This is a genomic window from Luteitalea pratensis (assembly GCF_001618865.1).
GTDB classification, from domain to species: domain Bacteria; phylum Acidobacteriota; class Vicinamibacteria; order Vicinamibacterales; family Vicinamibacteraceae; genus Luteitalea; species Luteitalea pratensis.
In genome coordinates this window covers 5,507,823-5,521,758 of record NZ_CP015136.1, presented here as the reverse complement: position 1 = coordinate 5,521,758, position 13,936 = coordinate 5,507,823, and the positions used below count along the sequence as shown (strand labels likewise).

8 protein-coding genes are annotated in these 13,936 nt (G+C 66.4%); 4 read left to right on the top strand and 4 right to left on the bottom strand.

Annotation, left to right across the window (positions count from 1 at the left end):
* Positions 1-72: 72 nt before the first annotated feature.
* The 3 genes from LuPra_RS23155 to LuPra_RS23145 form a co-directional block, all read right to left on the bottom strand.
* On the bottom strand, positions 73-1,524 hold the full coding sequence (locus LuPra_RS23155; RefSeq protein WP_110172948.1) for a Gfo/Idh/MocA family protein: 1,452 nt from the start codon (positions 1,522-1,524) through the stop codon (positions 73-75).
* Positions 1,524-2,852 (bottom strand): Gfo/Idh/MocA family protein, encoded by a 1,329-nt coding sequence (locus tag LuPra_RS23150; protein WP_162472806.1) that lies wholly within the window; start codon positions 2,850-2,852, stop codon positions 1,524-1,526. The genes LuPra_RS23155 and LuPra_RS23150 overlap by 1 nt, the downstream gene beginning before the upstream one ends.
* Before the next feature lie 1,145 nt (positions 2,853-3,997).
* Positions 3,998-7,546, bottom strand: coding sequence for a TonB-dependent receptor (locus tag LuPra_RS23145; protein ID WP_162472805.1), 3,549 nt, complete (start codon positions 7,544-7,546; stop codon positions 3,998-4,000).
* A gap of 139 nt (positions 7,547-7,685) precedes the next feature.
* Between LuPra_RS23145 and LuPra_RS32235 the strand changes: the two genes are divergently transcribed.
* Both LuPra_RS32235 and LuPra_RS23130 read left to right on the top strand, forming a co-directional pair.
* Positions 7,686-8,753 (top strand): L,D-transpeptidase family protein, encoded by a 1,068-nt coding sequence (locus LuPra_RS32235; RefSeq protein ID WP_234800521.1) that lies wholly within the window; start codon positions 7,686-7,688, stop codon positions 8,751-8,753.
* Positions 8,750-9,466, top strand: coding sequence for a M23 family metallopeptidase (locus LuPra_RS23130; RefSeq protein ID WP_234800520.1), 717 nt, complete (start codon positions 8,750-8,752; stop codon positions 9,464-9,466). The genes LuPra_RS32235 and LuPra_RS23130 overlap by 4 nt, the downstream gene beginning before the upstream one ends.
* Positions 9,467-9,494: 28 nt before the next feature.
* Here the strand turns inward: LuPra_RS23130 and LuPra_RS23125 are convergent, their stop codons facing one another.
* Positions 9,495-10,505, bottom strand: coding sequence for a hypothetical protein (locus LuPra_RS23125; RefSeq protein ID WP_110172944.1), 1,011 nt, complete (start codon positions 10,503-10,505; stop codon positions 9,495-9,497).
* 422 nt (positions 10,506-10,927) lie between these two features.
* On the opposite strand from LuPra_RS23125, the gene LuPra_RS23120 reads away from it, so the two are divergent.
* Both LuPra_RS23120 and LuPra_RS23115 read left to right on the top strand, forming a co-directional pair.
* Positions 10,928-12,496 carry a UxaA family hydrolase gene (locus LuPra_RS23120; protein WP_162271480.1) on the top strand — a complete coding sequence of 523 codons (1,569 nt, stop codon included), beginning with the start codon at positions 10,928-10,930 and terminating at the stop codon, positions 12,494-12,496.
* 124 nt (positions 12,497-12,620) lie between these two features.
* On the top strand, positions 12,621-13,778 hold the full coding sequence (locus tag LuPra_RS23115; RefSeq protein WP_110172942.1) for a zinc-dependent alcohol dehydrogenase: 1,158 nt from the start codon (positions 12,621-12,623) through the stop codon (positions 13,776-13,778).
* Positions 13,779-13,936: the final 158 nt, after the last annotated feature.

Below are 13,936 nucleotides of genomic sequence, written 5' to 3'. Positions count from 1 at the left end.
AAGGCCTGCGGCCTACAGCCTGCGCCCGGCACCCGGTGTAGGCGGCAGGCTTCAGGCTACAGGCGTGCAACGTCAGACGTTTGGCAGCGTGTACGGCGCGCGGTACTCGCGCGTCAGCAGGGCGTTGGCCTTCGGGTCGTCCACGCACTCTTCCTTCGCGGCGTCCCAGGTGAGCTTGTGCCCCGTGCGATACGACACGTTGCCGAGCAGGCACATCGCGGTGGAGAGGTGGCCGAGTTCGATGTCCGAGTTCGGCCGCTGCCGCGATCGCATGCAGTCGAGGAAGTTGCGGATGTGCGAGAGGTTCTGGTCGGACGTACCCGCCCGCATGCCGGCGGCGCGAGCCTTGCCTGGCGCGTTCCACTCACGTTTCCAGACCGGAAGCACCGGCTCCTGTTCCGAGAGGTACTGCGGCGTCGGGGCCTTGGCGGTGCCCCCCGTCTCCGGGATCACCTCGAAGCCGGCGCGGTCGAGGAACAGCGTGGCGTCGGTGCCGTAGAACTCGATGCCGTAGCCGCGGCCGGCGCCGTTGTAGGCATTGCCGGTGCGATTGCCGTACGTGCAGATGAACCCCGGGAACTCGTACACCGCGTCGATGGTGTCCGGCGTCTGGCGGTTGTCGTCGAGCACGAAGTTGCCGCCCACCGTGGACACCGTCTTCGGCGCCTGCTGCTTCATCGCCCATAGCGCGAGATCGAGCAGGTGCACGCCCCAGTCGGTCATCATCCCGCCCGCGTAGTCCCAGAACCAGCGGAAGTTGAAGATGAACCGGTTCGGGTTGAACTCCGCCTTCGGGGCTGGACCGAGCCACATGTCCCAGTCGAGGCCGGCTGGCGGTGGGCCATCGGCCGGGCGCCCGAGTCCCGCCGGCGTCTGGTTGCCGACATTCCAGGAGTGGATCCGGTGGACCTTGCCGAGCGCGCCCGACTGGACCACCTTGATGGCCTCCTGGAAGTGCAGGCCCGATCGCTGCTGCGTGCCCACCTGCACGACGCGGTCGTACTTGCGCGCCGCGTTGACCATCACCCGGCCTTCCTTCACGTTGTGCGAAATCGGCTTCTCGACGTAGACGTCCTTGCCAGACTGGCAGGCCATGATCATCGGGATGGCGTGCCAGTGATCGACGGTCGCCACGATCACTGCGTCGAGGTCCGTGCGCTCGATGACCTTGCGGTAGTCGGCTTCCATGGTCGCGGCGCCGCCGGCCTGCTTCTCGGTCATCTTCTGGGCGCGCCGGCGATTCACCTCCCACACGTCACACACGGTGACGATCTGCACGTCGCTGTGTTGCTGGAAATTCATCAGGTGCGAACGGCCCATGCCGCCGACGCCGATCGATCCGATGCGGACGCGATCGTTGGCGCCGACGATCCGCTGCCGGCTGGCCGCGCTCTGCGATTGGTAGGGACGGCTCTCCGAGCCGTCCGTTACGCTCGCCGAGGCGTCCGCGCCGGTACCCGCCACGAGGCCACCGGCGACACCCGCGGCAGCCGAGGAAACGAACGAACGTCGGGTGATGGACATCAGAAAGTGACCAGTTCGGAAATGGTGATGGGCCGATTCTCTTCGCAGCTGGTCCGCGCGGCAATGCCGGTGAGGGCAGACATGGCGCCGGCGCGGGAGTCCGGAATGCGCAGGTGGTCGGGCACCTGTGGACGACGGAAGATCAGGTTCCTGAGCACATCGTCGGCGCCACCATGTTCGCCTTCGGCGGTCGGGACGTCGATTTTCGTGCGCGTGCCGAAGGCCTTGATGACCGACACCTCCATCTCGCTCGCGACCTCGAACGGCTGGCCGCCGTACGAGCGGATCTCCACCCGTCCGCCGTCGCCGTTGAGGCAGAGCGAGTAGCCCTCGATGGGCATGTAGGCGTTGAGCGAGTACGACATGATGACGTCGGTGCTGTACTTCACCGTCGCGGTCATCGTGTCGTAGGTGGTGATCTCGGGACGGAACACGCAGGCGTCCCGCAGGTAGCCATCGGCCTTCTCGACCTCGCCGCCGTAGAGACGCATCGCCGAAGCCGACTTGGTCATGTCCCAGTAGAAGGGGCACTCTGCCTTGTGCGAGCACGTGCGGCAGTTGGTGGCCCGGAATGGACCGGCCGCACCGTAGCGCTTGATGCCGCCATAGGCCTGCACCTGCACCGGTTCGGCGTCGAGCAGCCAGTTCACGTAGTCGAAGTGGTGCGTCGCCTTGTGCACCCAGAGCGAGCCGCTCCTGGCCTTGATGCCGTGCCAGCGGCGGAAGTAGTCCGTGCCGTGGCTCGTGTCCAGGTACCAGTGGAAGTCGACCGAGTGAATCGTGCCGATCGGCTTCGAGAGCATCAACTCCTTGATCCGTACATGCGCCGGCGAGAAGCGCATGTTGTGGCCGACGATGATCTTGCGTTTGTTGCGCTTCTCGGCATCGACGACGGCCTGCGTCTGCGTCGCGTCGATCGTCATCGGCTTCTCCGTAATGACGTCGAGGCCCAGGTCGAGCGCGCGGACGATGTACTCGGCGTGGTGCGCGTCGACGGTGGTGATCGCGACGAGCTCGGGCCGGGCTGCCTTCACCATCGCGTCGAAGTCGGTGAAGACCGGGCAGTCGACGCCGATGATCTGCCGCACCACTTCCGCCCGTTTGGGGTTGGGGTCGCACAGCCCGACGAACTCGACCGTGTCACCCCACGTGTCCTTGACGCCCTTGCCCCACATGGACGATCCGCGGCCGCCCGTGCCCACGAGGGCATACCGGCGTGGCTTTCCCGGGGGGGCGCCTGGCTGCAGCGCCGCGGCAAATGACGGAGGCACGAGCGTGGTCGCCGTGAGGGCGGCGGCCGAGGACGAGAGAAATTCGCGGCGATTCACTGGCATTTCCGGGAGAGAGGGCGAACTCGCCAAGCGTATTCGGTCGAGCCCCCCACCGTCTACGGAGATTGGTAGGGACGCCTCTCCGAGGCGTCCATGGCCTCGGAGTCGGCGTCCCGGTCTGGTCGTGGACGGCTCGGAGAGCCGTCCCTACCTGCGTCCATCGCCTCGGAGTCGGCGTCCCGGTCTGGTCGTGGACGGCTCGGAGAGCCGTCCCTACCTGCGTCCATCGCCTTGGAGTCGACGTCCGCGGTCTGGCCGTGGACGGCTCGGAGAGCCGTCCCTACCTGCGTCCATCGCCTTGGAGTCGACGTCCGCGGTCTGGCCGTGGACGGCTCGGAGAGCCGTCCCTACCTGCGTCCATGGCCTCGGAGTCGGCGTCCCGGTCTGGTCGTGGACGGCTCGGAGAGCCGTCCCTACCTGCGTCCATCGCCTTGGAGTCGACGTCCGCGGTCTGGCCGTGGACGGCTCGGAGAGCCGTCCCTACTTGCGTCCATCGCCTTGGAGTCGACGTCCGCGGTCTGGCCGTGGACGGCTCGGAGAGCCGTCCCTACCTGCGTCCATCGCCTTGGAGTCGGCGTCCCGGTCTGGCGTGGACGGCTCGGAGAGCCGTCCCTACCTGCGTCCATCGCCTTGGAGTCGACGTCCCCGGTCTGGTCGTGGACGGCTCGGAGAGCCGTCCCTACCTGCGTCCATGGCCTCGGAGTCGGCGTCCCTTGTCTGGTCGTGGACGGCTCGGAAGACGCCCGGAGATGGACGGCTCGGAAGACAGCCGGAGATGGACGGCTCGGAGAGCCGTCCCTACCCGCGTCCATGGCCTCGGAGTCGGCGTCCCGGTCTGGTCGTGGACGGCTCGGAGAGCCGTCCCTACCTGCGTCCATCGCCTTGGAGTCGACGTCCGCGGTCTGGCCGTGGACGGCTCGGAGAGCCGTCCCTACCTGCGTCCATCGCCTTGGAGTCGGCGTCCCGGTCTGGTCGTGGACGGCTCGGAGAGCCGTCCCTACCTGCGTCCATGGCCTCGGAGTCGGCGTCCCGGTCTGGTCGTGGACGGCTCGGAGAGCCGTCCCTACCTGCGTCCATGGCCTCGGAGTCGGCGTCCCCGGTCTGGTCGTGGACGGCTCGGAGAGCCGTCCCTACCATCACGATCAGAAGGACACGCGGAAGCCGATCTGCAGGTTCAGCGGCACGTTGCTCTGGCTGGTGACCTTGCCGAAGTTGGCACTTCGCGGGCTCATCTCCGGGTCGCCGTAGAACACCTGGTTGAACGCGTTGTACACCTCGAGATGCAGTTGCGCGCGCACGGTCTGGGTGATGTCGAAGCGCTTGACCACCGACATGTCCAGCAGGTTCTGCTGCTGGCCGCGCAGCTTCGCCGGGCGGCTGGGCAGCGTGCGGTAGTTCTGCTCCAGGTTGATGCGCGGGTCGCTGATTCGCTGCGACTCGGGGATATCACTGAAGTAGAAGCCGCTCACGTCGAACACCGGCTGCGATACGTCCACCGAGTAGTCGGTCGTGAGCTGGTTGATGTCGCCGTTGTAGTAGACGTTGCCGAGCGCCGGATTCAGTGGACGGCCGGTCTGCCACTGCCAGATCGCCGACACGTTCCAGCCGCCGGCGATCGCGTTCAGGAGGCCATTCCAGTCATTGCCCCAGCGGCGGCCGTTGCCGAACGGCAGTTCGAGGATGCCGTTGAGGACGACGCGGTGAGGAACGTCGTTGGTCGAAGGGCGTTCCTCGTAGATGCCCACTGCGCCTTCCTGCGCGTTCAGCCAGGAAGCACGCTCGGTGAAGCGCGAGGCCGTGTACGTCGCCAGGAACGAGTAGCCGTCGGAGAACCGCCGCTCGAGGCGAAACTGCCCCGACTGGTAGCTGCTCGTGCCGTCGAAGTTGCGGCTCTGCACCTGCGTGAACTGCGGGAACGGACGCAGCAGCTGGCTGCGCGCGACGTTGGCAGTGTTCAGGCCCGTGCCCGGCAGCAGGCCCGCGAAAGGGTTGGCCACGGGCTGCGCCAGGTTTGCGATCAGCGCGGCGTCGCGCGTCGGGCTCGTCGAGAGGAACTGCACCGGGATCTGGTTGATGTCGGTGTCGACACTGATGTCGTACCCGTGGTTGCCCGTGTAGCCCGCTTCGACCACCCACTTGGCGAAGATCTCGTGCTGCACGCTGATGGCCCAACGCATCGCCTGCCCGTTGCTGGCGTCCACGTTCATCGTGTAGCGGCTCAGGTTCTGGCCGACGAACGTGTTCACGCCGTTGGAATTGCCGGCCGGCTGGGTCACGCCACCCGGGAACGGGTTGGTCAGGTTGGCCTGGAACGTCAGGCCGCTGTCGTTTGAGGCGACCACCGGCGTCGACTGGGCGTAGCCCGGCTGGAAGAAGGCGGTGTCGAACAGGAAGGGCACCGTGTAAATCGCCCAGCCGCCACGCACCACCGTCCGGTCGTTCATCTGGTAGGCGGCACTGACGCGCGGTTGCCAGTTGTTCTTGTCGGTATTCCAGAAGCCGGGATTGCTGTCGGTCGCGTACAGCACACCGCCCACGGGGTTGAACTGGCTCGCCGGCAACTCCACGACTGGCCGCTGCGCGTACGCGGCGCGAGCCGCCGCGGTGACGTTGAGGTTCGCCGTGGGGTCGAAGCCGCGCACGTTGGCGTTGTCGGCTTCGGTGGGTGCGCCTTCGTATTCGTAGCGCAGGCCGAGGTTCACGGTCAGCCTGCTGTTGACCTTCCAGTCGTCCTGCACGAACACGCCCTGGTAGACGCTCGTGTTGCTGCTATCCGGTGCGATCTCGATGGCGCTGTTGGTACCAGACGGCAGGCCGAGGAGGAACGCCGCCAGTTCCTGGCCGATGACGGCGTTGCCGAGGTCGGTGCCGCCGTTGGTGTAGTCGCGCCCGAACTCGTAGCGGCCCGCGGCGTGGTAGCTCGGTGTCATCGGCTGGCGGTAGCGGCGGAAGTCGTAGCCCGCGCGCACCGAGTGGTTGCCGAAGAACTTCGTCACCGTCGGCTGGAACGTCAAGATGTCGAAGTTCGTGCCCCCGGCATACGAGTCACCGAGCGGCTCGTAGATATTATTGCTCGGGAACTGGATGCGCGGAAAGTATTTGACGTCGGTCGGGAACAGCGCGGTGGTCTGGGACGAGAAGCCGAGCGACGCGGGGTCGAAGATGTCCTGGTGCTGCCGCTTGCTCGGTTCCTGGAACTTCGACCAGCTGCCGCGCAGGTTCAGCACCGTCGTCGGGCTCATCGTCCAGACGTGGTCGCCGGTCACCGCGTCGTTGATGCGGAACAGGTAGTTGCCGGTTGGCGTCACACCGTTCTGCTCGCCGGTCCAGGCACCGCGGTACTCCGTGCGGTTGTTACGCGAGTAGCGGGCGAACATCTTGTTGTTGTTGTTGAACTGGTGGTCGCCACGGAAGTTCATCGAGTAGAAGTCGTCACCACGCGGGTTGTTGGCGATGTAGTTGTTCTGCCCCTGCGCGTTGCCCTGCTGGTTCGGCAGCGGGTAGTACTTCAGGATTTCGCGGGCGACGTTGTTGATGCGATTGGCCGGGATGATGTTGCCCGGGAAGGCCGTCCGGCGCACCTGCCCGTTGACGACTTGGGCAGTGGCGGGGTCGAAGATCTGGATGCCGAGCGGCAGGAGCGCCGAGAAGTCGCCGTTGCGCTGCGCCTCGCTGGGCACCGTGACCTGCGTCGGCTCCGGAAACTGGTCGTACAGCCACTCGAACGCCGAGAAGAAGAAGGTCTTGTTGCGGCCGTTGTAGAAGCCCAGATCGACCGGACCGCCGAACGTGCCGCCGAAACGCTTGTACTCGAGGGTGTCCTTCGGACGGCCGGCGCGCTCGAGAAAAAAGTCGTTCTTGGCGAGCGTCTCGTCGCGGTAGTGGTAGTAGCCGTCGCCGTGGAACTGGTTGGTGCCGGCCTTCATCGTCACGTTGATGGTCGCGCCGGCCGTGTGCCCCTGCTGCGCATCGAACGTGGCGGTCTCCACCTTGAACTCCTGCACGGCGCCCGCCGGCGGTGTGAAGGCGACGCGGCGTCCGTTGGCCATGTTCGGCGAGCCATCGAGCGTGAACTCGTTGCCGCCGGCCGCCCCATTGCTCGTGGTCGCCGACGTGCCGCCGTTGTCGAACGGGCGCGCGAACTTGAGGTCACCGGTGAAGACGGTGCCGGCCGCGAGGCGCGTCAGCGTGAATGGGTTGCCATCCGACAGCGGCATCATCTCGATGCGCTTCTCGTCGATGACCTGCCCCTGCGACGCCGAGCGCGTGTCGAGCAGCGGCGTGCCGCCCTCGACGGTGATCGTCTCCTCGAGGCCGCCGATCTCGAGCTTGAAGTCCAGCTCGAGGCGATCGGCGATCCGCACCTCGACGGCCTTTCGCTCCGCGCGCTTGAAGCCGGTGAGTTCGACAAGAATGTCGTAGCTACCGGGTGTGATGAACGGGATGGAGTAGCCACCCTCTTCGTTGGTGACCGCGGTGTTCGCGGTGCCCGTCGCCGTGTTGGTGACCGTGACGGTGGTGCCCGGAAGGGCACCACCGGAGGAGTCGACCACGCGGCCGGCAATCGAGCCGCGAGGATCCTGCGCCAGCGCAGGAGAAGTGAGGCCAATCACGCACAACAGGGCCAGGACGAGACCCTGACACGGGCGTAGGTATTGCAGGAGCATCCGCATCTCCGAGACCTTTCGCATGCAGTCGCAACGAACTGCGAGTGGTCGCACCATTCGCGGTTCGACATGCGTCCACAGGACACCATGTCGCCACCGGAGCGCCGACCTCTTCGGTAATTTGAGCGGCCGGAGTATGTCGCATCAACGTGCTCGGGTGCAAGTGTTCAAACGGCTCGAGGCGGATTGGTACTACCAGTCGGCAGGGCACGGCAACGACCTTGCACCAGTGGTCAACATGACTCGCTCCGGACCGCCTCGTTTCCTGCGTTGCACCTCGACCGTGGGCCTGCTCGTCGCGACCACATTTCTGCCCCAGTCGGCCCACGGCCAGCCAGCGGCAGGAACGCCGCACCAGGTCCCCGCAGGTCTCGCGGTCCAGGTGGCGCTCGACCGGGCCGGGTTCTCCCCTGGCGTCATCGACGGTGCGCCTGGCCGGACCACGCGCGCGGCGCTGCAGCGTTTCCAGGAGGCGAAGGGCCTGACGCCATCAGGGGCGATGGACGACGCGACGCGCCAGGCACTGCCTGCCGACGCGTCGCTCGTGGATTACACCCTGACCGCCGAGGATCTGGCTGGGCCGTTCCTGGATCGCATTCCGGACGACATGATGGAAAAGCGCACACTCGAGGTGCTCGCCTACACCTCGCCTGCCGAGATGCTCGCGGAGCGCTTTCATACCACGTCCCGCCTGCTGGCGCGATTGAATCCCAGGCTGACGTGGAAGGCGGGGACCATGATGCGGGTGCCCAACGTCGAACCGTGCGTGGTGCCTGCGACGACGGAGACGCGGCAGGTGAACCCGCCCGAGGCGGAGGGCGTGGCTGAGGTGCACGTCTCGAAGGCGGCTGGGGCCCTGACGGTGAAGGGCGTGGACGGCAAGGTCCTCTTCTCCGCGCCGGTCACGTCCGGCAGCGATCACGACCCACTGCCGCTCGGGACGTGGAAGGTGACGGCCGTGTACCTCCGCCCGGTCTTCCACTACAGCCCGGATCTGTTCTGGGATGCCGATCCCTCACACGCGAAGGCCAGGCTGCCCGCGGGTCCCAATAACCCTGTCGGCCTGGTCTGGATCGATTTGGACAAGGAGCACTACGGCCTGCATGGCACTCCTGAGCCCGACCGCGTCGGCGTCACGCAATCGCACGGGTGCGTGCGCCTGACCAACTGGGACGCCTTGCGCGTGGCCGCGCTCGTCAAGACCGGCACTCCCGTGATCTTCGAGCCGTGAAGAGAGCCCGAGCGGAGTCGGCGGCGTGGACGGCGGTGCTGGTTGCCTGCGCGACGGTGGCGCTGATGGGGATCGCGACCTTCATGCTGCACGTCCATCGTGACTGGGGCGGTCGCCCGTCGATGGTGACGCGCCAGTCAGCCACCATGCCTGCGGCGGCAGCGAAGACACGCCCTGCACGAGTCCTGGTGCCCAAGGCCGTCGGTGCCACGCCCCACGAGGGCGCGCACGACGGGGCTCCGGCCGCAGGTCCCCCCGTCGTCACCGACGCCATCGTCGAGATGTTGCGTGCGCGCGCGTTGACGATTCCCGTGAGCGGGCTGACGGCGGCCGCGCTCGTGCCCTCGTTCTCCGAGGTTCGCGGCGAGCGGGTGCACGAAGCGCTGGACATCATGGCGCCCACTGGCACGCCGGTGGTTGCCGTCGAGGACGGCACGGTGGCCAGATTGTTCACCAGCAAGGCCGGCGGCCTGACGATCTACCAGTTCGATCCGTCGCAGTCGGTGGCGTACTACTACGCGCACCTGCAGGGGTATGCGTCCGGAGTCGTGGACGGAGCGACGGTGCGCCGCGGCCAGGTCATCGGCTACGTCGGCAGCACCGGCAACGCCAATCCCGCAGCGCCGCACCTGCACTTCGCGATCTTCGTGCTCGGTCCGGAGAAGCGCTGGTGGCAGGGGACGCCGATCGACCCGTATCCGGTGTTCAGATGACAGGACTCTGGACGTCGGGGCACCCTGCTCAGCTGTTTGCCGCGAATATCGTGTAACTCATCCGCGTCCATGGCTTCGTGTCTTTGGGTTTCGTCGAGTCGGTTCTGCGCCTGTAGACCGGCAAATCGGCATCCAACCCGTCGTCTGTGAAGAAAGGAGCGCCGAAGAGATGCTGGAGCGCAGTCCTCAGGCCCTCGAGCGAATACTTGTAGACCCCGTAGTTCGGGTCGAAGAAACGGTAATCGGCGCCGAGCAGGTGAACCGCCACGGCGTGCCCCTCGTCTCCAGGCGCGCCCACGCCAACGATGGTGCAGCAGTCAGTTTGGAAGCCATTGGCCAGCAGTTCTGTGCGCCATGCCCCGGGTGACCCATACGTCTGCTGATTGCTGGAGGTCACGACGTGGATTTTGCCGAACTTCCTTTTCTTGCTGCCGCTGAACTTGTCGTCGAGTTCCTTGGCGTACTGCCCCCACTCGCGTCCCCCATCGGCAAGCTTGCTGTGCTGCGGGTCGACGCCCTGAGTGATCGTATTCAGCCAGTTCTGGATTCTGTTTCGCGACACGAAGCCGGCCGGCTCGTACCCCAAGTCGAACGGGTTGTCCTGAAGGTCGAACCGCTCCATAAGCAGCTTCGCTGCTGCACTGGGCACGCCCACGCAGGGCGACGAATTGTAGTTGACTAGTGGTGCCGTCAGCAGCGGCGTCAACAGTGCGATCAGCTCGGTCTTGCGCGTGGTCGTGACGTAACTGGCGCCCTGGCCGCTGAAGGCGGTCGCCATGCGACGCAGGGTCCGGGTCTGCCTCGTGTCGGTGCCGACGCCGGAGGGGAGCGCATTCTTCGCGCTGGCGTAGTGGAGAAATTTCGCCTGGCGGCCGGACCCGCTCTGCAAGACCCTGCGAGTCCAGTCGAGTGCGACGCCGGCACAATAACCCTCAGCCGGGTTCACACCTTCGATCATCGAGAAATCCTTCCCGAACTCACCCTGGTTGAAATCGCCCAGGGCGGTGCCGAGCGACGCCAATCTGTCTCTCACGGTCATGGCAGGTCCCCTCCTGTTGTCATAGACATCACGCCTCGTCGCTGCGCAGTCCGCCATCACGCAGGCTCGAGTCGAACGGCGGAATCACGGACCCGGACCTGCTCTGGCGGCGGCGTTGTGGGTCAGAGGATAGCCGAACCCATCCATTGTCGTCTCGGCAACCCGCCCGTGAAGGTGTCGAGGCGTCACGCGGCCGGACGTGATGCGCTTGACGCGCGAGAAGTCGAGCGCCGCGACTTCGCGCTACGATACGGCTTTGCAGGACCGGCAGTGGCAAGCCGCCTTCGCATCCGGGCTTCGGCCGACCAAGTCGACGACGGCAACCGGCTAGAGGGTCGGGCGTACCGGCCCTGCCATCGACAACGACGAAGGCCGAAGGCCCGATGCCGAAGGCCCGATGCCGAAGGCCGACTGGACTCGCTATGTCTACCGCTACGTCGCAAGCCGCACCCCTCTCGGCCTACGCCATCCATGTCGATGCCCGCGACAACGTCGCCGTCGCCAAGGTCCCCGTGCCGCGCGGGACGCTGGTGCAGGTCGGAGGCAACATCGTCGAGGTGCTCGACGACGTGCCGCCGGGGCATCGCTTCGCTCTGGTGGTGATCCCGGATGGCGATTTCGTCCGGCAGTACGGTCAGCCGATCGGGACGTCGAAAGGCGTGACCGCGGGGGCGTTGATCTCGCGTGCCAACATGTCCAACGACGTGCCCGTCGTGCGCGAACTCGATGAGGACATGCACACGGCCGCGCCCGAGTACGTGCCCGAGTCACAGCGCGCGACGTTCATGGGCTATCGGCGTCCCGACGGCCGCGTCGGCATCCGCAACTGGATCCTGATCGTGCCGACCAGCATGTGCGCGGCGCACGAGGCCGTGCAGATTGCCACCGTCGCCGAGTTCACGCTCTTCGACAAGGCGAAGTACCCCAACGTCGACGGCGTCACGGCCATCCCCCACAACAAGGGGTGCGGCTGCTCGGACGGCTCCAACATCGAAGTCATGCTGCGCACGCTCGCCGCGTATGCCGACCACCCCAACGTGGCTGGCGTGGTGTTCATCGGGCTCGGCTGCGAGAAGACCAACCTGACCGTGATGGAGAAGTACCTGAACGACCAGCACCGGCCGCTCAACAAGCCCGTGGCGCGCATCGGCATCCAGGACGCCGGCGGCACGCAGGGTGCGGTCAAGCGCGGGCTCGAAGCGGTGGAGGCGATGCTGCCCGTGGCCAACCAGATTACGCGCACGCCCACGCCAATCAGCGAACTCTCGCTCGGCGTGAAGTGCGGCGGATCGGACGGCTTCTCCGGCCTGTCGGCCAATCCGGCACTCGGGCGCGCGGCCGACGAACTCGTGCGGCAGGGCGGCACGGTGCTGATCACCGAGGTGCCCGAGTTCTGCGGCGCCGAACACATCCTCGCCTGGCGCGCCAAGGATGCCACCACTGGCCATGCCGTCTACGACATGGTGGACTGGTACAAGGACTACGCCTCCAAGTTCGGCACGGTCCTCAACGAGAACCCGAGTCCGGGCAATGTCGCCGGCGGCCTCCTCAACATCACCATCAAGTCGCTTGGCGCCATCGCGAAGGCCGGCACCACGCGCGTCGAGGGTGTCGTCGGCTATGCGGAGCAGCCGAAGGGGCGCGGCCTGTACCTGATGCAGGGGCCGGGCTACGACCAGGAGTCGACGCCGGGGCTGATCGCGTCGGGCGCGCAGTTGGTGGTGTTCACCACGGGCCGCGGCACCACGATCGGCAACGCCATCGCGCCGGTGCTCAAGCTGGCGTCCAACAACCCGATCTTCGAGCGCATGAAGTCGGACCTGGACATGTCGGCCGGCGACGTCATCGACGGTACCCGCTCGATCGACGAAGTCGGCCTCGAGGTCTTCGAGCACGTCCGGCGCGTCGCCAGCGGCGAGATGCTCGGCAAGTCGGAGGAGAACAAGCACCGCGAGTTCCAGGTGTGGGCCGAGCAGAGCGTCAGCCTGTAGGAATTGCAGAATTGCAAAATTGCAGAAGTTCCTTACCGCCATCAGCAGTTCGAACAACGGCGGTGGCAGTGAAATTGTGCAATTCTGAAATTCTGAAATTGTCCACGGCCGTGCGGAGCATGCCGTGAAGGCCGCTGTCCTCTCCGCTCCCGGCGTGATGTCGATCCGCGAGATTGCCGACCCGGTCGTCGGGCCGCGCGATGTCGTCGTACGGGTGACCGGCGTCGGCCTCTGTGGTACCGACTTCCACATCTACGAAGGCCACGCCAACTACCACACCGACCGTCTCGGGCGACCGATTCCGTTCGACGTCTCGCCGCAGGTGCTCGGGCACGAGGTGGCGGGTGTCGTCGAGGTCGTGGGCAGTGAGGTGCGTGACCTGTCGGCCGGCGACGCCGTGGTGCTCGACCAGGGCCGGAACTGCCTCAGTGCCGGATCTGCCGCGTTGTGCGAGTACTGCGCAACGGGCGACTCGCACCAATGCGAGACGTATGCCGAGCACGGCATCACCGGCTGGCAGGGCGGCCTGGCGGAGGTCCTGGTCATGCCGGCCGTGAATGCGGTGCGGCGCGGGCACGCGCTTCCCGCCGAGCACGCCGCCCTCACCGAACCGCTCGCGTGCGTCCTCCACGCCTATGCCGCGGTGGGCCGTTGCCGCGACATCGCCCGCTATCGCCTGCAGGATGCCGACCCCTCGGCCCGTGTGCAGACGGTCGTCATTGCCGGCGCCGGCCCCGCCGGCCTGCTGTTCCTGCAGCACCTCCGCCAGGTCGTGGGCTTGGATGGCCGCATCATCGTCAGCGAGCCCAATGCGACCCGGCAGGCGCTGGCGCGCCACTACGGCGCCGACGCCGTGATTGATCCCGCCGCGACCGATGTCGTCGATGCGGTGCTGACGCTGACCGACGGTCGCCGCGCGGAGTACCTGATCGACGCATCGGGCAGTGCGCAGGTGTTCCGGCAGATGCCGGGCCTGATCAGGAAGCAGGCCACGGTCCTGCTCTACGCCCACGGCCAGTCCGGGGTCGACCTCGGCGTGCTCAACACGCTGATGTTCCGTGAACCGCAATTGATTTCGCCGATCGGCGCGTCTGGCGGATTCGACAGCGACGGACGCCCGTCGGTGTATCGTCAGTCGCTCGAACTGCTGGAGTCGGGCCGCATCGACGTGAGCCGCATCGTCACGCATCGCTATCCGGCGCTGGAAGACATCCCGCACGCGTTCGGCAGCGATGATCGGGCGGGAGCGGACTACGTCAAGGGCGTGTACGCGCCGGCATAGCCGGCGCGAATGCCGAGATGCCGAAATGCTGCGAATGTCGAAGGCCGTTGCGGCAGTTACGTAGCCGTCGACCTTCAGGTCGACGGTCTGAGGTCGCATGGACGGGTGTTTGCGTCGAGCTGAAGCTCGACGCCTACGAATCGGATCAGGTCCAAGCG

What these genes read in the sequence shown, in the direction of transcription:
- LuPra_RS23155 (WP_110172948.1), bottom strand. Translation starts at nt 1,524, where the DNA reads ATGTCCATCACCCGACGTTCGTTCGTTTCCTCGGCTGCCGCGGGTGTC.
- LuPra_RS23120 (WP_162271480.1), top strand. Translation starts at nt 10,928, where the DNA reads ATGTCTACCGCTACGTCGCAAGCCGCACCCCTCTCGGCCTACGCCATC.
- LuPra_RS23145 (WP_162472805.1), bottom strand. Translation starts at nt 7,546, where the DNA reads ATGCGAAAGGTCTCGGAGATGCGGATGCTCCTGCAATACCTACGCCCG.
- LuPra_RS23125 (WP_110172944.1), bottom strand. Translation starts at nt 10,505, where the DNA reads ATGACCGTGAGAGACAGATTGGCGTCGCTCGGCACCGCCCTGGGCGAT.